Origin of the sequence: Ekhidna sp., from assembly GCF_040223195.1 — a bacterium.
Classification (GTDB): Bacteria; Bacteroidota; Bacteroidia; order Cytophagales; family Cyclobacteriaceae; genus Ekhidna.
The window spans coordinates 23,574-42,249 of sequence record NZ_JAVKDX010000010.1; the positions used below are offsets into that span (position 1 = coordinate 23,574).

The following is an 18,676-nucleotide window of genomic DNA, read 5'->3' on the forward strand; positions in this document are numbered from 1 at the left end:
AGCCTGTTCTGCAACCGCCGGACAGGCTTATTTCGTTAAAGACCCAATTTCAATGCTAAGCACCCAAGAGCTCATCAGTAAAAGTGATTTGATCAGCCGCGACCTCAGCTGGCTACAGTTCAATCATCGTGTGCTGGATCAGGCAAGGAAGGAGAAGCGCAACCTATTTGAGAAGCTCAAGTTTTTGGCAATTACAGCGAGTAATGCGGACGAATTTAACATGATCAGGGTGGGTAGTTTGTATAACTATCTGGACTATGGAAACGACCGGGTCGATTATTCAGGGCTTAAGGCCATTCCTTTCAAGAATGAACTACTTGCCGGACTAAAGGAATTCGGAAAGCAGCAAAACCAGCTTTTTCTAGATCTAAAGCCCCAATTCAGAAGGCACAATTTTGAAATTAAGGGATATGATGAGCTGACTGAAAAGCAACAAAAATCTGCCAGTCGATACTTTGAGAAAACCATCTTCCCGATGCTCACCCCGATGGTTTTTGATCCGTACCATTCCTTCCCGATTTTAATGAACAACATCCTCATTTTCGGGGTGGTCACCAAGGCGATGAAATCCAGGGAAAGGAAAAAGATGTCCTTTATTCAGCTGCCTCAAAACCTGCCTCGCTTTTTTGAGGTTGTCGAAAAGGAGAAGGTGATTTTTGTTCCCACGGAAAGGATCGTTCAGCAGCATTTTGATCGCGTTTTTAAGAATGTAGAGATCATTTCCAGCTCCCTTTTCCGGGTGACCAGAAACGGGGATTTTACCCTGGAAGAGTCGGAAGACATTGAGGCAAACTTCCTTGAGGAGATGAAAAAGAAACTCAAAACCCGCAAGACTGGTCGTGTGGTGCGGATGGAGGTGGAAGAGGGAGCCGATCCGTGGCTTATTAAACAACTAAAAAAGCGCTATGAGATTGGGAGTGAAAATGTGAAAGTTACTCCTGAGGGGTCGCTCATTGACTTCACCTGTCTTTGGCAGATTGTAAATCATGAAGAATTCGATTCATTTAAACCCGTCAGACAAAAGCCGGTACCGCCGGTAAGTATGTCCGATGTGGAGCATCAGGATATGTTCAAAATTTTGAAGGATCGGGATATACTCCTTCATCACCCCTACAATACCATCGAGCCTGTCTTGGATTTATTGGATCAAGCAGCAGAAGATCCGTTTGTGCTATCTATCAAACTCACCATCTATCGGTTGGCAAAGAACAGTCGGATTGTGGAGGCACTCCTCAAGGCAGCCGAAAATGGAAAGCACGTTTCCGTATTGTTTGAAGTGAAAGCCCGGTTCGATGAGGAGAACAATATGAAGCAGGCTCAAAAGCTTCAAAAAGCAGGCTGTTTTGTGATCTATGGGGTAGGTTCGCTTAAGACCCATACCAAGTTACTTCTCATCGTTCGGAAGGAAAAGGAGAGGGTGAACCGCTTCGTTCACATGAGCAGCGGAAACTATAATGAAGCTACGGCAAAGCTATATACAGATATGAGCCTGCTCACTTCGGATGAGTCTTACGCCAATGACGTGCAGGAGTTCTTCAATGTAATCACAGGTCATTCCATGCCGGAAGATTACGACAATCTCATCACCGCCCCAACGCAGATGAGAAGAGAACTGATTGAATTGATTGATAGGGAAAGGGAAAGTGCCATCCAGGGCAAGCCGTGCGGTATTGTGATCAAGCTAAATTCGCTGCAGGATAAAGATGCAATCTATGCGCTTTATGAAGCTTCAAAGGCTGGTGTTCCTATCAAGCTGATTGTTCGGGGGATCTGCTGTCTGCGCCCCGGTAGGCAAAACTTAAGCGAGAATATCACAGTCAGATCAATCGTGGGGGAGTACCTGGAGCATTCGCGAATCTTCTACTTCCACAATGAAGGAAACCCCAAGGTATACTGCGGAAGTGCAGACATGATGGTGCGCTCATTCGATCGGAGGTTGGAGTCACTTTTCATCATCAGCGATCCTCTCCTAAAGCAGCAGGCCATCAATATTCTGGCATATAATCTGAGGGACAATGTAAACACCTATGAGATGAAGGAAGATGGCTCGTATGTTCACCTGGAGCCAAATGGTCATCCACCGTTCGACATTCATCAGGAGTTTTACAAAGTGAAGCGGGAGATTATTATGAAGGCAAAGTTGTTTGGCCAGAGCGAGCCAGTTCAAGCATTTGCCGGATAAATTTCTGATTTCTCGGCTCATCAAATTGGATAAACTTCCCAGCGCTCTCCAGCCTAAGTGACCCTTTATATTGAATTGATAATGAAGTGTAGGGCATGATCCATGAATATGCTTGTAGCTTGTGCCGAAAGTGAAGAATGATACCTTTGGGTCGTAGCTCAATATTGGCTGTGGAGACATAATGATCGGCATTCATGTATTTTTTGTATTCATCGCTGATGCCGTGTATTGTCATCCTACGTGACCCTATTCCGCCCATTTTCCACCGCTGTTTCCATGAAAAGGATTTACCCACCATTTTATCAATTTGGCGAGTAATTTCTTTATCTGAATATGAGGTGTCGAATATCATTTCTTATAATAAACTAATCGTAAATGGTAATGTACTAAGGATCATAATACCAATTAGCCTTTATGTTTGCCTCTATGGCATCATCTATTTCAAAAGCAGAAGTTCATAAGGGCTGCAAAGATCACCTCCTACAAAAGATTGATGATTTGAAAAAGGAGTTGGAGGCGGTCAAGGAATCGGCTATTGCTGAGACAAAAAGTAGCATGGGAGATAAATATGAGACAGGGCGTGAGATGATGATGCAGGAAGGAAATAGACTGGGCCAGCACTTGGATTTGTTCATTTCTCAACTAGCAACACTGGAGTCCATTGATCTAGACAAGCGGTTTTGTGAAGTAAATCACGGATGCCTGGTATTCACTGATAAATCCATCTTTTTTATTAGTTCCGCAATAGGTCAGGTATCAATAGACGGGAAGCAGGTTTTTGCAATATCTGGAGAGGCTCCCATTGCTAAGTCAATGAAAGGGAAGAAAGAAGGTGAACCGTTTTCCTTTAACGGGATCACCCAGATCATCAAAAAAATTGAATAAAAAAGCCGACTTAAGCCGGCTTTTACTTTGGTGAGGGCAATTTGCGATTAGTATAGGTATTCTAGAGCGACTCTGTCAAAGCTTCCAAACTCTCCATCTTCGTTTGCGCTAAAGCAAGAAAGCATGATAGAGTTGGCATCAAAGCCAGTAGGAGTGCCAGGAATGTGGATTGCTCCTACACCTCCCGAACCTTCGTTTCCGCCAGTACCACATGAAAGTGATCTGTTGAAATAATCAGTGTGACGCAAGCCAAGGCAGTGACCGATTTCGTGAGTGATCACATGCTCAGTTGTGTTTGTGCCATAGCTACTAGTACCTGATTGTATTTGGACGAACTTGTAAGGGTTTCCTCCGGATGGGAATCCGGCAGATCCGCCACCTCCACCACTCACTCGATACACTACGATATCATATGACCCATAGTTGGTGCCATAAGTAAGCGTGAAATTCAGTCCAGTATTGAGCGCATTGTAATTGTCTATTGCCCAAGACAATGCAGTACGCATAGTGTTATCTAGTGCATTAGACCCTCCGGTGTACCCAATTACACGGATGGTCCGATTGTTACTCACTAGATTGTTGGTTCGGTACTGCTCACCCACAGCACCAACGTGAAAGACGTCACTTTCGAGCATCTCTCTCATTTGAGATTCAGGAATCAAGATGTCGCCCTCAAGCTTATATTGCTTGCTCGATTCCCCTGTTAACGGGTTGTTGTGATTAACAAATTCAATGTCGCTCACATCGAATCCCAAATCAGTAAATTGTGCCAAGACCTCATTAGAAATCTCGTCAGCTTGTGGTTCATCCTCTGTAGAACATGAGGTGAATCCGACTGCCAGGAACATGACAAGCACACTCCATAGCGTAAAATTTAATCTTCTCATAATAATATTTAGGTTAAATAATAAACACCAATATAAAAATTCTGATTTAACAAATAATAATAATATTCTATTTTTTTATCAACATTATCATATGATAAACCGAATAATATTTGTTATAAAATTTAAAATGTCCAATTTTTATTTATCGTTCCGATATTTTTTTAGATTTTAATATTGGAAATATCCATTAATCGAAGTAGAATATTTTTTAATCGAAGATATGTGGCGTTTTGTCTAATTTGGCAAACCTATGAGAGGAATAGTCCTGAGTTTGGTAATGATTGTTTGGTATCATATCTCTTTCTCGCAGAACGAAGATGGTTGGAGAGGTTTTACCAAGTCATCAGTTTCAGACGAGTCCCAAATCAGTTTGGAAAAATTTTATCTGATCGAGGCGAGTAAGGAGGAACTTTTCGCTGATGATCCTTCCATTGAGATTCTAAGATCGGTCGATCAGTCGCATCACATCGTTCGGCTAAAGGAGGCAGTAGAATTTGAGAGGATTTGGGAGGTCAATAATCAGTGGAAACTCAATCTGATCGATTCAAAAAATCAGCAATACTACATTGTTTCTGAATCTAGCCTTCAAGTGATGGATGGATTAAAGATTATCCGTGAATTTCCCGACCGTAATACCTATCTGGTAGAAGGAAAACTCCAAGATGTAGAGCGCTTATCGGATAGGCCCGACATTCTTCATATTACCAATAAAGTGTTCGAGCCGGTGACTGAGGCCAGAGTGATAGACATGAACCTGAATCCAAACCGGGTCAATAAAATTCACCACAACTTTCCGACTCTGAATGGCATTACAGAGACGGTTTCTGTTCAGGAAAATCAATTTGATGTGGAGGACATTGATCTCCTGAATCGAAGTATTCCCTCAGGTCTGGAAAGTGAGATCATTGACAACCATGCCTCAGAGATGGCTACTATCATTGCGGGGGCGGGAAATTCCTTCATTACAGGACAGGGTGTAGCCATCCGGGCCAGTTTGACCTCATCAGACTTTGCGGATGCCATGCCTGACGCTGATAATGACTATCTGAATCTAAACATCAACATTCAGAATCACTCGTATGGAATTGAGCGTGCCAGCGAGTATGGTGTTCAGACCAGAGCCTTTGATCTTAGTGCTTTCAATAATAAATATCTACTCCACATATTTTCTAGTGGAAATGCGGGACAAGAGATACCATCTGATGGCATATACGCCGGGATAGAGGGATTCGCCAATCTCACCGGAAACATCAAAATGACAAAAAATTCCCTGGTGGTCGGGTCTGTGGATACCGTTGGTGCAGTTCCAGCGTTCGTGTCGCGTGGGCCGGCTTATGATGGGCGGGTCAAACCGGAAGTGGTCGCCTACAGTGTGGTGGGAAGTTCTAACTCTGCCGCTTTGGTTTCAGGGGTTTCTCTCTTACTTCATCAGCAATATGGAGAGGACAATATAGGGGAGGATATGCCATCGGCGCTGACAAAGGCAATTCTGATAAATAGTGCGGTGGATGTAGGTGCCCCAGGCCTTGATTTTATCACAGGGTATGGAAACATCAATGCGTGGAGGTCACTTCAAACTTTGCAAAACGGCCAGTTTGATTCAGGTACAGTAGCTAATGGAGAAACGGAAACCTTTGCGCTCAACCTGCCTGCCAATGCCATCAATCTCAAGGTAACGCTATGCTGGACAGATCGGGCGGCTAATGTGAATGACTTTCCGGCACTTGTAAATGATCTGGATCTTCGCCTGATTGATGGATCGATGAATACCACCTTGCCTTGGGTGCTGGATGCCAGCCCAAATATCTCCGACCTTTCAAAGCCAGCGACAAGAGGAATAGATAACCTGAATAATGTGGAGCAAGTGACCATTGCCAATCCGGAAACTAATTACACCATTGAAATAGAGGGCTCTGCAGTTTCAGGAAGCCAGGAATTTTTCATTGCCTGGCAATATGATATTGAGGATACTTTTGAGTGGGACTTTCCGACAGGAAGTGATAACATGCCCTACAATGGAGAAACAGGGTCATACTTCCGATGGACTACAACTAGGAGTGGAACAGGTGAACTGTCCTATTCTACAGATGAAATCAACTGGATCGTGTTGGATGATGTAAACCTGGCTGATGGATATTGGAGATGGAATAACCCTCCAAACATTAATGATGAAGTAAAGGCCAGGATGGTTATTGGAGAAGAGACGTTTGAAACAGATTTTTTCACGGTCTCTGAGCCCCTTTCTGCAAGAGTAGGGTTTAATTGCGGCGATTCACTGATGCTGAAGTGGAAACCTTCATTGAATGCTGTGGACTACACAGTTTACACCCTCGGAAATGAAACCCTTGAGGAATATGCCACCGTTAGTGACACGTTTTTGATCATTCCGAATACGCTCACCTTTAATTCTTCCAGGTTTTCCATTCAGCCCAACCTTCCCAGTGGGAAGGAGCTACTCGGCACACCCACATTCGATTACACGCAACAGGGTGTTGGTTGCTTTGTTTTTTCATTTTTTCAGACGGTAGCTCTAGATACTGGAATCTATCTCAATCTCACGCTGGGCACCACCTATGGCATTGAAGAGATCATTTTTGAGCGAAACGAACGCTCCAATTTTATTGAAATTGGGACGGTAAATTCACTTAGTTCTGAGCAATTTGCTTTTCTGGATGATTCACCGAATCAGGGCTTCAATGAACATAGGGCGACCGTTCGGTTTATCAATGGAGAAGAATTGATGCTGACTGCAGGAACCACCTACTACCTCACAGAAATACCCCTGCGAATCTTCCCTAATCCCGTTCTCTCAGGAGATTTTCTCACGATTATTACCAGGGAATTTGAAGAACGAACTCCACTGCTCGAATTGATTGACGACCGGGGAGCCCTGATTCATTCGCAGCGTGTGGAAGGAAACCTGGACGAAGTGCCCACCGAAGGTTTGAAGTCCGGGATTTACTTTTATCGGCTGATTGCCGATGGAGAAATCTATACCGGAAGAATCCTTGTCCGATAATTCTTTAGGAGAAAAGGCATATAAAGCAAAACTTTTTCAAAACCTGTATCATCATAAAGGAAAACCTGATCATTATGGGTAATTTGAAAGAAGCTAAAAAATCAACAGCATGCAGGCTGCCCAAGTAAATCAATCCATGATAAACACAAGTAGCCTGATTGAAAGTGCCCTGGCCGGTGATGAAGCAGCTTTTAATCAATTGGTAAGCCTTTGGTACAAAAGGATATACAACTATTCGCTGAAGCATTGCGGAGATGAGGATCTGACGGCTGACATTACTCAGCGTACCTTCATCGCTGTATATCGAAATCTCTCCAAGCTGAAAGAGAAGTCAAGGTTTAAGCCCTGGCTGTATCGAATTGCTACCAACTTTTGCTACGAGGAAGGCAGGAGAAAATCGAAAAGTAAAACCGTGCCTTTTGCCTTCAGCAGCAATGAAGAGGGAGAAGTTACCATGGTTGGGGATGGTGAGGCTAAGGGATCATTTTTCAATCCAGAGCACTCGTTTCAGCAACAGGAACTGGAGCGCATTTTATTTGATTGCCTTGGTCAGCTTTCTGAAGATCAGCGAAGTGTGATCATCATGAAAGAGTATGAGGGCATGAAATTTCACGAAATAGCAGATGCCTTGAATGCATCGGAAAACACGATAAAAACACGGCTTTACAGGGGATTAAAGACCCTAAAGCTAAAGCTGGATGAAAAAAATATTAATAAAGAAACCATTCATTATGAGCTATAAACCAGACGAGTCTACATGGCTATCATATATATATGATGAGCTATCGGCGAAAGAACGGAAAGAGGTGGAGCAATATCTCATCGAAAATGAAGATGCGAGAAAAGAGGTAGAAGAATTGAAAGAGGCACAGGCTGTTTTGGGAAAAATCAGAGATAGGGAAGTGACAGCCCCGACCTTTTCATTTGATACTGCGAAAGTGATTTCTATGAGTAACACTGAGAAGTGGTGGAGGAAGCCACTGGCAGTCGCTGCAAGCATCTCGCTGATTATCCTGACCGGATATTTTGTACAGTTAAAGATTTCCTATGGGGAAGAAGGCTTTTCAATGGCTTTCGGGGTTCAGCAGTCATCTCAGGGGTATTCTGAATCGGAAGTAGAGAGCTTGATTCAAAAGGCTATTGCAACCAACAATGAAACTTTTTTGGAACAACTAAAATCTTCGGAAGAAGAAGTGAAAAAGTTGGTTGACAGTGAGGCGAAAAAGAGCAAACGCGAGATCGACAGTTATCTGATAGCACAGAGGAATCAAAGCATAGAAGTTCTAAGAGGACTCACGGAACAATCGGAGCTAGCCCAGCAGAAGTATACTGACGATGTGCTCCAGGATTTCGCCATCTTTCTTGAATTGCAACGACAGGACGATATGGAAGTAATCCAGGCGAGGTTTGAAAACCTTGCGGACGATACACAACTGAACCGAATGCAGACAAACCAGCTTATAAGCAACCTTTACTCAGATGAAAACCGACCTGCAAATCAGTATTAATTAAAAGGACTAAAAACGATTACAAAATGAAAGTGATATCAAAAACATTAGTTGCGCTTGCTGCGCTTGCAATTTCTGTCTCAATTTCCTCCGCACAGTCATTAGACGAGGAGCGGATGGAGCGCGATCTGAAAATTGCGGAAAATATAATTGGGACATTGCTGAATGAGAACGGAAGATACTACCACAATAATGTGGAGAGCAACTACCTGGAAGACTATGGAGTGATTTTTAGTATCCCAAAAAATTCTGTTATATGGGCATATTCTACCAGTGGGTCAGCAAGGTCGGTTTATAGTTATGGAAATGAAGCAGTGATTATCGACACGAGCGATGGTGATGATGACGAAATTCCTCGAAGTGATAAAAAAGTAGATGCTGAGGAATTGGAGAGAAAGACACTTGAGAAAATGAAAGAGCAGATGTCTGCATTTCTAATTGACTATGCAGACCTGATTGGACAACTAAAGCCGACCGATCGGGTGGTTATTCAAACACGAGGAAGAAATGAGCAGATATTTGTTGTGGGGGGAAATGTCACCAGAAAGAATGAAGGACTTTCAGCGCAAATTTTAAAGTCTGACCTTTCTGCATACAAGTCCGGAAAGCTTAGCCGAGAGCAGGCCATGGGAAAAATTGATTGGACGACTGAAGGTGATTCTGAGGTGGCCAAGGATATCGAATTGTTCTCCACCATATTTTCCCGACTTTATGAACCAGACCTTTCAAACACCTATTATTTAACCTCAAGACGATTAGGTTATACCAGCCTGGATAATTTTGGGATCACGTTTAATATGAAGTTCTATTCATCGAGCAGTGATGATGGATTGCATACCATCCGAACCACCGGAGAGAGTGGCCTTACTCAGGATCAGCGGGATGAAAAGGTGAATGCCATGTATGCTGAATTTGAAAAATCTTTCAAAGAAAATCTACTGGACTATGGACGAACGGTAAAGAGCCTAAAACCGGAAGAGATGCTGATGTTCAATGTGGAACTCACCGAATGCAGGGGATGCGAGATGCCGGAAGAGATTGAGGTCTCTGTGAAAGGGAAAACACTTAAAGATTTTGATAGTGGTGCAATTTCACGGGAGAAAGCACTAGACCAGATAACTGTGAAAAAGAAAAGAAGGTAAGGAAAGAAGGCCTCAAAAAGTCTTAACTATACTAGGATGTCATTCTGACGAAGGAAGAATCTCGTTCAATATTAATGATCGTCATTTGCACTACGCGAGATCCTGCATAAATTTAGGATGACAGACTATTTGAGGCCTTCTTATTCACCTAATCCTTTTTACCCATCATCAGCAGCTCATTCAAGCTGATTTCTGTAACGTACTTTTTCACTCCATCCTTTTCATACGATCGATTGATCAGTTTTCCTTCCATGGCGATTTCGCTTCCTTTCTTCAGGTAGTTTTCTACCACCTCAGCTTTCTTGCCCCACACCACCACATTGTGCCATTGGGTGTCTGTTACTTTCTCACCTTTATTGTTGTAATACGTCTCATTTGTGGCAAGAGAAAAGGTGGCCATTTTTTTGCCACTTTCAAAGTTCCTTACCTCGGGTTCGCTACCTAATCTACCAATTAGTTGTACGCTGTTTTTTAGACTTTTCATGATTATAAATTTTAAGTTGTTAATGATTCACCTTGTTGGTAGATGAATTGTCGATTTGACGAATGCAAAGGTTGGATAGGGAGAAAACTCGATTCGGTTTTTAAGTATTTGTAGTCATTTAATATCCGTTTGTAGTCGTTTGTAATTGGATTTATTACTGATTTACAATACTTTAGATAAATGGAAAATAGAGAATGCCCCGAATGTGGAAGAACCGTTCATGGTCGGGTGGACAAGAAATTTTGCTCAGATGCATGTCGCAATGCGTATATAGGGGGGTAAAAATCAAACATACATATATAGTGCCGCCGATTTTTTACTGAAATACGGGGCTGTAGGGTATGGGAAGGCCGATTTTACGGCAAAACGGGAGGCGGTGAAAAATAAAATGAAATGTACATAAAAATAAATGCGGCGATTACGAATGGTGGATTACAGCGCGTGGAGCGTGTATAAAATGTACATTTGATTTTATTTATAGGCTCTAGGTTACCCCTAGGTAGACAGTTTAGGTAGACATAATAAGCCCACGTATTACCTGTAGTATAATTCTTCTTTAAAAATAGCTTGACGAAGCTGAGGAAACACCCACACTTTTGGAAATGAACTATTCGGCTCTATCTCATAGAGATACCTAAATACTGGGGCATAAAGATCATACTTTTTGGAGTATCGGAAGTGATCCAATACTATTTTTCCATCAGAAAGTGATGATGGCATTTTCTTTGGCACAGCACTACCACTAAGAACTGATCCATAATATATATGAATAAAAACAAAATCACCTGTAGAGGATGATCCATATCCTAATTTAAGGGTATCTCCCACGGTCAATTCATAATTATCAATGGTGAAAGTGCCCTCAGTGATTTTTTTTCCTCCAAATTGAGCCAGGCATATATTGCCAGACATAATGATTAGCAACAAATTTCGATTAATTAACTGTATCATAGTTTTTCGTTTAAAAAGGGTTTAACTACTACTTAATTGATTCATGCAATCATCTAATCTATCCCGTAATGATTCCACTTGCTCATATAGCCGGATTATTTTTTTTTGATCTGAAATCTTACCCTCATTCAGAGCGGTAAAAACAAGAAATACCCTATTCTTAGTAATTGGATTATCTATAGATTCGATCACACTCAAAAAGGACTCTTCTTTACTACTTGTCAGATATTCACCAGGAGGCTCACTAACAGTACTAATATCGCCCTCCATTCCTTTTAGATAATTGTGACTTGTGTTATAAATTCTCACAAAATGTGATTCAATATCGAAAGGCATACTACTAGCCCCTGTTTCATACCTGGCATAGGTAGCTCTCTTGATTCCTAGCTTATTAGCTGTCTGCTGTTGGGTGTCGCCAGACCTTTTCCTAATCGTGGCTATACGCCTCCCAATGTCTTTTTTGGTGATTTCTAACATTTTTATCACAAAATGTGGTTGAACTATTTGCTAATGTGATTATTTATCACAATAATTGCACATATAGAATCACATATAAATTCAAATGTACATAAAACGGAATAATCTAACTATTGACCTCACTGAGCTGAAACGGCTGGAGGAAGCACTTCCATACGGTGCAAAAGCGGAAATAGCCAGAATAACAGGCTTACACCGAAATAGTGTAGATAAGGTTTTTGCAGGAGAGTGGAATAGTGAGGATGTGATTGATGCGGCGTGTGCTTTGATACGGCGTGAGAGCAATTCGACCAAAAAAAAGCGAATCCTGATACATGAAACATTGCGGGATTATATCCAATCCCTACCGACTAATTGAACTTAACCAAATACAGCAATTATATGAATTCATTTAGATTATTAGCCTGCCGATTGTTCGCCTTAGTGGTGCTCATAATGGTGGTAGCCCTGTTTTCTGCCATTGTTAAAATGCTAATCGAGGCACTATCATGAAGCTGATCCAGGGGCACATATATCTGAGTTGGGATGATCTCTTAAAATACGGATTCAACCTCGATACTTTAAAAAAATCGACTTATAGATTTAGAAATGAAGGTCATAAAAGCTACGCAAACATCCCTGACCCTGTAGACGGTAAAAACCTGATCCGCTACGACTCCATCCCGGAGAAAACACGCATTGAAAAACAGATGCCTACGCGCGATCTGCTGCTGCGCCAGATACGTGAGGACGAACTAGGCCGCCTGGCTAAAGTTGACGACAAAGCCTTTGAAATTTACTACGCCTCGGATGCAAGCGTAGATTCGGAGGATCTGCAGGAGATGGCAGCATGGATGATGTCCTGCGCGCCTATGAACCGCAAGCAAGCTCGTGAAATGGGCTATGATTCTGTAGATGGGTTTTACACGGACGTGATGAACCTGACCCGCCGCAAGAAACTAAAGGGATCTGTTAAGAACCTGCGCATATTTAAACGGAAATTAGCCCCCTTTTACCAGTATTATAAGCAGCTACCCCACCATTTCGACCCATCCGATAGCGAGTATTACCTCACTGCACCGGAGATACACCCCGAATACCTCTCTGCGCTGGAGAGCCTGATCAGCAACAAATACGGCAAACGAAACGCTGCGAAGCTGAAAAAGCGCAATGACACAGACAAACAGGCCGAAGAGCAGCAGGCGCTACTGATCCGGCTCCATGCGGACACGATAAAACTAAGTATAGACCAAACCTGGGCAGCCTATATGAGACGCGCCACCCAGATGATGGACCTATACCAGCAGACGAACGGCGAAAAAGGATGGGATGATCGCTGTATCATCACTGCGCAGACGGTAAAGAACTTCTTGAATGCCCCTGAGATCCGGCAGATATGGTACAGCAAGCGACACGGCAAAAAGCCTGCTTCCAATGTGTTTAGTGTGGTCACGAAAAGGAAATCCGCCAGCTTCGCGAATGCCAAGTGGGTGATAGATGGCAAGCCTATGCAGATCAACTTTTCCCACAAAGGGTACAACTACAGCCGCATCCATGCCTTTGTGGTGATAGATGAGCATAGCTGGGCAGTGGTAGGCTACCACCTCAGCTTCAGTGAGAACACAGACCAGGTGATCATGGCCTTGCGGGATGCATGTATGCGTACCAAGTGCCTGCCACATGAGATACAGGCGGATAATTCCAGCGCGATCGTAAGCTGGCACGCCAAGCACGCCATCAGATCTATTTCAAAGCACTTTACCCTCGCGCAGGCGGGCAATGCGCGATCTAAGCGGATTGAAAACTTCTTTGGCCATTTCAATGCACAGATTTTGAAATTCAAGCCGGGCTTTTATGGCAAGCACCACAATAAACTGGACCATGCGGTGAATGAGGAGGAGATGGCACGCCAGATCAAGGGCAACCTGCTGCCTACATTCAAAGAAGCCTACCAGCTCATGGATGAATCCTTTAATGAGTGGAACAAGATCATATTCGCGGGCGCGCGCCCGCTTGAAAAGTATGGAGCCAGCCTGGAGGCTACCAAAGCAGACCAGCGGCAGTTTACCCCGGAGAAAGATGTGCATGCCTTCTGGTACCAGCCGGGAGAAATGAAGAAGATCAAAGACACATCGTCAGGCAAGCGCAAAACCCTCTCAATCTTCCAGCCGCAGGAATATACCTACAGCAATAAAGGGATAGTGGTGAGCAGGAACAACCCACTGACCAAGAAAAGGGAGAGCTTTTCTTTCAACGTGCCGGATGCGGCATTTAATGCGCTGAAAATCACGGAAAAATTCACATTAAAAATAGAGCCGGAAGACTTTAGCTATGCCAGGATCTACCAGGACGACAGGCCTATCCTGGATAAGCACGGTAATCCTGTAATGGCCGTGCGCACGCTGGAGCACAGCAGCGCTAAAGTGGACCACACGCCGAACTCAAGAAAGCAGCTGGCCAATGAACTGGACAGAAAAGAGGAGCAGGTGGAGATCAACGAGAAGCGATTTGAGCGGTATATGGAGGTGGCAGCCCAAAACGGCCACACCGCCCCGATAGATACCAGCTGGGTGCATGGCAAACTGCATGCTGATAACGCAATAATGGAGCTAAACGAGCACAGGATCAACGCCATAAAGGAAGCGAACGCCGAAGAACCGGAAGAGGAGGATGTGGTGTATTCCGATCAGGAAAATAAGGAAACGATAAGCAGATTTTAAAAACTAAATACAGCAATATGACCAAGACTAGAAAACTAAGAAAAACACCACCGAAATGGGCCACCAATCTGGTGCCATTGCTAAACCGGTGGGCCATCTTCAAGATAAGGATGGCGGCTATCTGGATGATACTTACGAACCGCCTATTTGGAGCGGTGGTAGTATCCAAAGCCGAAGTAAAAGACGGCAAGCTGCAGCCTGGCGAAACCAAAACGATCAACAACATCAAAGGCATGTGGATATTCATGGTGCCGGTAGATGCCGGATCTATTGATCGCACGATCAAGCGCCTGAAAAAGCTAAGAGCTGACCTGGTACACACCAGCGAGTACAATAATGTAGTGAGCATGCGAAACACCAGAAAAGGAGGTGAGAAATGAGAAAGGGATTTAAAATGGACATCCCCAAATGCCAAGAATGCGGCGCTCTGTTTGATCATGTAATTAATAATACAGTCCAATCAAGCTCAGAGAGGGAGGAAGGAATCCTATCAATTGAGGTAGTATTTCGCGCAAAATACAGGTGCGAAGTACACCACGATACACTTGGAATAACTAAAAAGGAGGTGCAAAATGATTAGAGACACCTCCATCGAAGCGTACAGAGAGCTGCGCGAAAGCCAGCGGCTCAATCATGATTGCGGGATCTTGTTTGATGCCATCATAAACCTGCGGGAGCGGTTTGGCCGATGGCCTACAGACAAAGAGATCCGCCGCGAATGCAGCACCCTCGATAAACTGAAAAACTGGGAATCGAACCAGGTGACCGGTAGACGAGGTGACCTGATAAGGATAGGCATGGTGCGTGAAGGAGAGAAGAGACAGTGCCAGATCACTGGCCGACTGGTCTATACCTGGGAAATAATGTACCCCACAGCAGAGCTGCAGGGTACTATCTGATTAAACCAAAAGATTTAACCAAATACAGCAAACACAAAAGTAATGAACAAAGAACTAAAAGATAAGATTAGCACCGCGGTGGCCAGCTGGCTTGCCGAGGACAACCCCGACCACTCGCAAAACAAGCTATCCGAGATGAGCGGCGTGAATGCCCGGTTTATCGCGGAGATAAAGCAGGGAAACACTACCTACAAGCTGGACAACAGGGATGTAGACATAAAATCTGAGTGGTACTATCAGCTGGCCAAAGCTATAGGCATGCAGCTCAGCCGAACGGTCCATTTTGATAGCGACCCCAACTTTAAGCGCGTACAGAACCTCTGCAATTTTGCCCAGTTAGGCCTTAGAAACGGCCTTATAGACAGTACCGATTCCGGCGATGGTAAAACCTACGGGCTGGAGTACTTCTCACAGCACAGTAAATCCGTGCTGTATGTGAAGATCACACACAAAATGAAAGGCAATGACCTGCTCGATCACCTCATTTCTTCCATGAAGATCAAGATAAAAGAGCAGCGAGTGAGCCCTGCCCGCAAGATCCAGCTCATAGCTGAGTACTGCGTGGCACGTCCGGGCTTTTTAATCATCCTGGACGAGCTGGAAGATTGCGACCGGGATATATGGAGGATCATAAAAGACCTCACGGACGCAGTGCGCAAGCAATGCGGGATCATATTGGCAGGCCTAGGCCTCATAGAAAAGTTTACCAACGGGTCCTTAAAACAAATAGGCCTGATGCCCCAGCTGGACCGCCGCTATAGATCCAACAGGCTAAAGCTGGCACCATTGACCAAGCCACTGATTACTCAGCTAGCTATGGAAAACGGTATTGAAGACAAAGGGGCCATTAAAGTATTGAAAGAGGTGGTGCAGGACAGGGGGATGCTTTCGGAGTATATCCTGGATATACATACGGCCTTTTCGGACAAAGGGATAGAAGCCAATGAGCAGAATGTAAGAGAGCTTTTAAACGCATTTTAGGATGGAAAAAATAGCAAGACATACCAAATCAATGGTCGGCAACTCATTCAAAAACGCAAAGATGCCGCGCACCAGGGAAGAACTGGAGAAGATACTATGGGAAGCCTTTGAAGCAGGTCACGATGGCAACAGCAACCGATATACGGAGGACGAACTCCGAGAGGCACTGTACAAGCAGCAGGTCAATCTTTCCTACCTGTTTAAATGCCGGTTAAAGAAACTGGAGGGTGTGTTTAGGCTCCCACAGGAAAGCTCGGTGATCATAGATAGACTAAACGAGATCGAAAATGACAAGAGCTAAACTGATAATGCAGATAACAGAGCTGCAGGTGCAGATAGACAACCTGGAGGTAATGGCCAGGAAGTACACCGAGGGCTCGAACTATCAGGCCACCCACCAGTCGCTGCGCGAGGCACGGCACGATCTACAGGAGGCGGTGAGCCGTCTGCGCATCATCGATGATCAGTGGTTGCTTAAAGCTGAGCACAATGTCGAGACCTTGAAAAAGTGGGCAGAGGATGCAGATCCTGGCGAAAAGGCCAGACTGCAGGATCAGATTGAGGAGTATAAGGCCCGCATTGAGAAACGCAAACAAAGTATGCAGCAGTATGGCTAAGCGCGCACACAATACCATAAAGATGAGCCGAAACGGCAAGCTGAACGTAAAGCTGAGCCGTTCCGGGTTTGAGGAGCTGACGCTGGTGATAGACCGGCTGATCTCACTGCGAGAGGTCAAGCGCACAAAGCTGGACATCATGATCCAGGCCAGTCTGATGCTGGAGCTAAAGGTGATGATCATCAAACGGGGCTGGATGATCCTGGATGAGTATAGCCTCACCTGGACGGTCGCGCAGGCGCTCACCTTTTTCGGGTGGAGCAATCCGGAAGAAGAGCTGATGGAGATATGCCCAAACATCCGCCAGCTGAACCATAATATTCATAAGCAATTATTATGAATAATCTCAAACACCATATCGAGCAAATGGACCAGCTGGTGATGGCGGTGACGGGACTGGAGCAGGAGCACCTGGCCAAGGTAAAGTTTGACTTTGCCTATGAATACCTGGAGCACGTGATAGGCACAGACACCTACGGACTGCAGGAGCTGCCAAAGACGGCCATCTTTTGGGGGCACTGGCTCAAGGTCTGGTACCAGATAGATGTAGAGCTTTTTGAAGGCTCGGAAGAGGTAGCCCCGGTATTCCTGGTGCACGAAGGGACAGGCCACTGGCTGCAGCGCACGAGTATAGGAAACTGTGTGGTGCACGACATGATCAGCGCATACCTGCAATATCATGAAGCCACACGGCTGGGCTGGCAGATGAATAGTGCCATACTGGAAGAAGGCTGGCACCAGACCATCAAAGAATTAGCAAACAAATCAAAAACCATAATAAAACGACTATGAAAAACGACTATGAAAAAGCGAAAGTGAAGCTCCAGGAGTATGCCGCGTGCAAGGCACGAAAAGCAGAAGAGCAAAACAGAATGAAGGAGCTGGAGCTCGATCTGAAAGAGTTTAGCGAGGAAAACAAAAACCTGTTTGACGAGAATGGTACCCTGGAGTTTCCGGAGGTAGGCAAGCTACGATTCGCCAGCAAAAGTACCATTAACCGGATCAAAAAGACGTTCAGCGCGGTGAGTTTCTTCTCGAAGTACAGACACTTCTGTGACATAACCATCCCGGTGGCAGGCATCCGCAAGGCGATACAGGATCCGGAGGTAGCTCAGGAACTAAAAGAGGCGGGAGTCACCCTCAAAGTGACGGAAGAATTTAAAATAGAGTGCTAACCTAAACCCTAAGATCATGAGTAAGGACACATTGAAACTAAAAAAGAAAGACTACCACGTGCTGGTACCGATGGATGAGGACGGCAATTATGAGCTGTACCTCAAAGCGGATGCCTTTAATAGAAAGGATCCTCCGGAAGTGGTGGAGATTGGCACAGGTAAAGACAAGCAGGTACTGCATGTAAACCTGAGCGCGCCCGTGAAGCACCGCCACAAGCCGAAAGGCCATGAGCGGCTCAAGGGCGATCACGAGCGGCTGTATGTGATGAGCACAGAGCTGAAAGAAAAGATTGAGCAACAAATAAACGAAGAGAATGGCACGGATGATAAGCCCGGGACAGATCACGAAGATTCACAGTCTGCTGAGTAAGCTGGACATGATGGAAGAAAAGAGGGACCTGGTGCGGCAGTTTAGTGCTGGACGCTGCACCAGCACCAAGTCCCTCTTATTTTCTGAAGCTGATCAAATGATCAAAGCACTGCTGGATCAGACGGGGGAACAACCATCTTCTGATGGAGGCTATGAGCGTATGGTAAAAAAGATGCTTTACTATGGCTATGAAATGGGATTTGACAAGCCCAGGCATGCGGACCAGCATGGAATGAAAGCCTCTAAGATCAACTTTCAAAATGTGGATGCGTGGTGCCGTAGTAACAAGAGCAAATTTGGCAAACCGCTTAATGATATGGACTTTGATGAGATGCGTATCACGCTCGGTCAGTTTGAGAGAATGTATAAAAACCAAATCGAATCACTAGCTAAATAGACA

The 18,676-nt window shown here is 44.6% G+C and carries 23 protein-coding genes; 18 read left to right on the top strand and 5 right to left on the bottom strand.

The features are described 5' to 3' along the window. The first annotated feature begins 52 nt into the window (after nt 1–52). Nucleotides 53–2,182 carry a polyphosphate kinase 1 gene (ppk1, locus tag RLN88_RS04070; RefSeq protein ID WP_350220106.1) on the top strand — a complete coding sequence of 710 codons (2,130 nt, stop codon included), beginning with the start codon at nt 53–55 and terminating at the stop codon, nt 2,180–2,182. Here ppk1 and RLN88_RS04075 read toward each other — a convergent pair. Beyond that, nucleotides 2,127–2,534: a hypothetical protein gene (locus tag RLN88_RS04075; RefSeq protein ID WP_350220107.1), complete on the bottom strand. Its 408-nt coding sequence runs from the start codon at nt 2,532–2,534 to the stop codon at nt 2,127–2,129. The genes ppk1 and RLN88_RS04075 overlap by 56 nt on opposite strands. Nucleotides 2,535–2,608: 74 nt before the next feature. Between RLN88_RS04075 and RLN88_RS04080 the strand changes: the two genes are divergently transcribed. Beyond that, entirely contained in the window at nt 2,609–3,067 is a 459-nt protein-coding gene (locus RLN88_RS04080; RefSeq protein WP_350220108.1) for a hypothetical protein, read from the top strand. A gap of 47 nt (nt 3,068–3,114) precedes the next feature. Here the strand turns inward: RLN88_RS04080 and RLN88_RS04085 are convergent, their stop codons facing one another. Continuing rightward, entirely contained in the window at nt 3,115–3,954 is an 840-nt protein-coding gene (locus RLN88_RS04085) for a M57 family metalloprotease (protein ID WP_350220109.1), read from the bottom strand. Between the two features lie 250 nt (nt 3,955–4,204). On the opposite strand from RLN88_RS04085, the gene RLN88_RS04090 reads away from it, so the two are divergent. From RLN88_RS04090 to RLN88_RS04105, 4 genes are all read left to right on the top strand, one after another. Continuing rightward, nucleotides 4,205–6,973 (top strand): S8 family peptidase, encoded by a 2,769-nt coding sequence (locus RLN88_RS04090; RefSeq protein ID WP_350220110.1) that lies wholly within the window; start codon nt 4,205–4,207, stop codon nt 6,971–6,973. 136 nt (nt 6,974–7,109) lie between these two features. Beyond that, entirely contained in the window at nt 7,110–7,715 is a 606-nt protein-coding gene (locus RLN88_RS04095; protein ID WP_350220111.1) for an RNA polymerase sigma factor, read from the top strand. Next, nucleotides 7,705–8,481, top strand: a complete 777-nt coding sequence (locus tag RLN88_RS04100; RefSeq protein ID WP_350220112.1) for an anti-sigma factor family protein — start codon at nt 7,705–7,707, stop codon at nt 8,479–8,481. The genes RLN88_RS04095 and RLN88_RS04100 overlap by 11 nt, the downstream gene beginning before the upstream one ends. A gap of 26 nt (nt 8,482–8,507) precedes the next feature. Further along, a complete protein-coding gene (locus RLN88_RS04105; RefSeq protein WP_350220113.1) occupies nt 8,508–9,623 on the top strand; it encodes a hypothetical protein in 1,116 nt (371 codons plus the stop codon). Nucleotides 9,624–9,771: 148 nt separating this feature from the next. On the opposite strand, the gene RLN88_RS04110 is transcribed toward RLN88_RS04105, so the two are convergent. The 3 genes from RLN88_RS04110 to RLN88_RS04120 all read right to left on the bottom strand — a co-directional run bounded on the left by RLN88_RS04110 (nt 9,772) and on the right by RLN88_RS04120 (nt 11,535). Further along, the gene (locus RLN88_RS04110; protein WP_350220114.1) at nt 9,772–10,107 is read right to left on the bottom strand and encodes a single-stranded DNA-binding protein; all 336 of its coding nucleotides are present in this window, start codon (nt 10,105–10,107) and stop codon (nt 9,772–9,774) included. Nucleotides 10,108–10,641: 534 nt separating this feature from the next. Continuing rightward, nucleotides 10,642–11,058 (bottom strand): hypothetical protein, encoded by a 417-nt coding sequence (locus RLN88_RS04115; protein ID WP_350220115.1) that lies wholly within the window; start codon nt 11,056–11,058, stop codon nt 10,642–10,644. Nucleotides 11,059–11,079: 21 nt separating this feature from the next. Then, entirely contained in the window at nt 11,080–11,535 is a 456-nt protein-coding gene (locus RLN88_RS04120) for a helix-turn-helix domain-containing protein (RefSeq protein ID WP_350220116.1), read from the bottom strand. An 85-nt stretch (nt 11,536–11,620) separates the two neighbouring features. Here RLN88_RS04120 and RLN88_RS04125 point away from each other — a divergent pair, with 85 nt between their 5' ends. The 12 genes from RLN88_RS04125 to RLN88_RS04180 all read left to right on the top strand — a co-directional run bounded on the left by RLN88_RS04125 (nt 11,621) and on the right by RLN88_RS04180 (nt 18,673). Continuing rightward, nucleotides 11,621–11,893 (top strand): hypothetical protein, encoded by a 273-nt coding sequence (locus RLN88_RS04125; protein ID WP_350220117.1) that lies wholly within the window; start codon nt 11,621–11,623, stop codon nt 11,891–11,893. A 130-nt stretch (nt 11,894–12,023) separates the two neighbouring features. Beyond that, nucleotides 12,024–14,234: a transposase family protein gene (locus RLN88_RS04130; RefSeq protein WP_350220118.1), complete on the top strand. Its 2,211-nt coding sequence runs from the start codon at nt 12,024–12,026 to the stop codon at nt 14,232–14,234. A 17-nt stretch (nt 14,235–14,251) separates the two neighbouring features. Further along, nucleotides 14,252–14,614, top strand: coding sequence for a hypothetical protein (locus RLN88_RS04135; RefSeq protein ID WP_350220119.1), 363 nt, complete (start codon nt 14,252–14,254; stop codon nt 14,612–14,614). A 192-nt stretch (nt 14,615–14,806) separates the two neighbouring features. After that, a complete protein-coding gene (locus tag RLN88_RS04140; RefSeq protein ID WP_350220120.1) occupies nt 14,807–15,133 on the top strand; it encodes a hypothetical protein in 327 nt (108 codons plus the stop codon). Nucleotides 15,134–15,175: 42 nt separating this feature from the next. Then, nucleotides 15,176–16,114, top strand: a complete 939-nt coding sequence (locus tag RLN88_RS04145) for an ATP-binding protein (protein ID WP_350220121.1) — start codon at nt 15,176–15,178, stop codon at nt 16,112–16,114. A gap of 1 nt (nt 16,115) precedes the next feature. Then, complete coding sequence (locus RLN88_RS04150; protein ID WP_350220122.1) at nt 16,116–16,415, top strand: hypothetical protein; 300 nt, start codon at nt 16,116–16,118, stop codon at nt 16,413–16,415. Next, nucleotides 16,402–16,731 carry a hypothetical protein gene (locus RLN88_RS04155; RefSeq protein ID WP_350220123.1) on the top strand — a complete coding sequence of 110 codons (330 nt, stop codon included), beginning with the start codon at nt 16,402–16,404 and terminating at the stop codon, nt 16,729–16,731. Before RLN88_RS04150 ends, RLN88_RS04155 begins: the two co-directional genes overlap by 14 nt. Next, nucleotides 16,724–17,071, top strand: coding sequence for a hypothetical protein (locus RLN88_RS04160; protein ID WP_350220124.1), 348 nt, complete (start codon nt 16,724–16,726; stop codon nt 17,069–17,071). The genes RLN88_RS04155 and RLN88_RS04160 overlap by 8 nt, the downstream gene beginning before the upstream one ends. Next, nucleotides 17,068–17,523 carry a hypothetical protein gene (locus RLN88_RS04165; protein ID WP_350220125.1) on the top strand — a complete coding sequence of 152 codons (456 nt, stop codon included), beginning with the start codon at nt 17,068–17,070 and terminating at the stop codon, nt 17,521–17,523. Before RLN88_RS04160 ends, RLN88_RS04165 begins: the two co-directional genes overlap by 4 nt. After that, nucleotides 17,520–17,906 carry a hypothetical protein gene (locus RLN88_RS04170; protein WP_350220126.1) on the top strand — a complete coding sequence of 129 codons (387 nt, stop codon included), beginning with the start codon at nt 17,520–17,522 and terminating at the stop codon, nt 17,904–17,906. The genes RLN88_RS04165 and RLN88_RS04170 overlap by 4 nt, the downstream gene beginning before the upstream one ends. A 16-nt stretch (nt 17,907–17,922) precedes the next feature. Then, nucleotides 17,923–18,276, top strand: coding sequence for a hypothetical protein (locus RLN88_RS04175; protein WP_350220127.1), 354 nt, complete (start codon nt 17,923–17,925; stop codon nt 18,274–18,276). Then, entirely contained in the window at nt 18,221–18,673 is a 453-nt protein-coding gene (locus RLN88_RS04180) for a hypothetical protein (RefSeq protein ID WP_350220128.1), read from the top strand. The genes RLN88_RS04175 and RLN88_RS04180 overlap by 56 nt, the downstream gene beginning before the upstream one ends. The last annotated feature ends 3 nt before the right edge of the window (nt 18,674–18,676 follow it).

What these genes read in the sequence shown, in the direction of transcription:
- RLN88_RS04145 (WP_350220121.1), top strand. Translation starts at nt 15,176, where the DNA reads ATGAACAAAGAACTAAAAGATAAGATTAGCACCGCGGTGGCCAGCTGG.
- ppk1 (WP_350220106.1), top strand. Translation starts at nt 53, where the DNA reads ATGCTAAGCACCCAAGAGCTCATCAGTAAAAGTGATTTGATCAGCCGC.
- RLN88_RS04105 (WP_350220113.1), top strand. Translation starts at nt 8,508, where the DNA reads ATGAAAGTGATATCAAAAACATTAGTTGCGCTTGCTGCGCTTGCAATT.
- RLN88_RS04080 (WP_350220108.1), top strand. Translation starts at nt 2,609, where the DNA reads ATGGCATCATCTATTTCAAAAGCAGAAGTTCATAAGGGCTGCAAAGAT.
- RLN88_RS04175 (WP_350220127.1), top strand. Translation starts at nt 17,923, where the DNA reads ATGAGTAAGGACACATTGAAACTAAAAAAGAAAGACTACCACGTGCTG.
- RLN88_RS04155 (WP_350220123.1), top strand. Translation starts at nt 16,402, where the DNA reads ATGACAAGAGCTAAACTGATAATGCAGATAACAGAGCTGCAGGTGCAG.
- RLN88_RS04170 (WP_350220126.1), top strand. Translation starts at nt 17,520, where the DNA reads ATGAAAAACGACTATGAAAAAGCGAAAGTGAAGCTCCAGGAGTATGCC.
- RLN88_RS04125 (WP_350220117.1), top strand. Translation starts at nt 11,621, where the DNA reads ATGTACATAAAACGGAATAATCTAACTATTGACCTCACTGAGCTGAAA.
- RLN88_RS04110 (WP_350220114.1), bottom strand. Translation starts at nt 10,107, where the DNA reads ATGAAAAGTCTAAAAAACAGCGTACAACTAATTGGTAGATTAGGTAGC.
- RLN88_RS04085 (WP_350220109.1), bottom strand. Translation starts at nt 3,954, where the DNA reads ATGAGAAGATTAAATTTTACGCTATGGAGTGTGCTTGTCATGTTCCTG.
- RLN88_RS04180 (WP_350220128.1), top strand. Translation starts at nt 18,221, where the DNA reads ATGGCACGGATGATAAGCCCGGGACAGATCACGAAGATTCACAGTCTG.
- RLN88_RS04120 (WP_350220116.1), bottom strand. Translation starts at nt 11,535, where the DNA reads ATGTTAGAAATCACCAAAAAAGACATTGGGAGGCGTATAGCCACGATT.
- RLN88_RS04160 (WP_350220124.1), top strand. Translation starts at nt 16,724, where the DNA reads ATGGCTAAGCGCGCACACAATACCATAAAGATGAGCCGAAACGGCAAG.
- RLN88_RS04100 (WP_350220112.1), top strand. Translation starts at nt 7,705, where the DNA reads ATGAGCTATAAACCAGACGAGTCTACATGGCTATCATATATATATGAT.
- RLN88_RS04075 (WP_350220107.1), bottom strand. Translation starts at nt 2,534, where the DNA reads ATGATATTCGACACCTCATATTCAGATAAAGAAATTACTCGCCAAATT.
- RLN88_RS04095 (WP_350220111.1), top strand. Translation starts at nt 7,110, where the DNA reads ATGATAAACACAAGTAGCCTGATTGAAAGTGCCCTGGCCGGTGATGAA.
- RLN88_RS04115 (WP_350220115.1), bottom strand. Translation starts at nt 11,058, where the DNA reads ATGATACAGTTAATTAATCGAAATTTGTTGCTAATCATTATGTCTGGC.
- RLN88_RS04135 (WP_350220119.1), top strand. Translation starts at nt 14,252, where the DNA reads ATGACCAAGACTAGAAAACTAAGAAAAACACCACCGAAATGGGCCACC.
- RLN88_RS04165 (WP_350220125.1), top strand. Translation starts at nt 17,068, where the DNA reads ATGAATAATCTCAAACACCATATCGAGCAAATGGACCAGCTGGTGATG.
- RLN88_RS04140 (WP_350220120.1), top strand. Translation starts at nt 14,807, where the DNA reads ATGATTAGAGACACCTCCATCGAAGCGTACAGAGAGCTGCGCGAAAGC.
- RLN88_RS04150 (WP_350220122.1), top strand. Translation starts at nt 16,116, where the DNA reads ATGGAAAAAATAGCAAGACATACCAAATCAATGGTCGGCAACTCATTC.
- RLN88_RS04090 (WP_350220110.1), top strand. Translation starts at nt 4,205, where the DNA reads ATGAGAGGAATAGTCCTGAGTTTGGTAATGATTGTTTGGTATCATATC.
- RLN88_RS04130 (WP_350220118.1), top strand. Translation starts at nt 12,024, where the DNA reads ATGAAGCTGATCCAGGGGCACATATATCTGAGTTGGGATGATCTCTTA.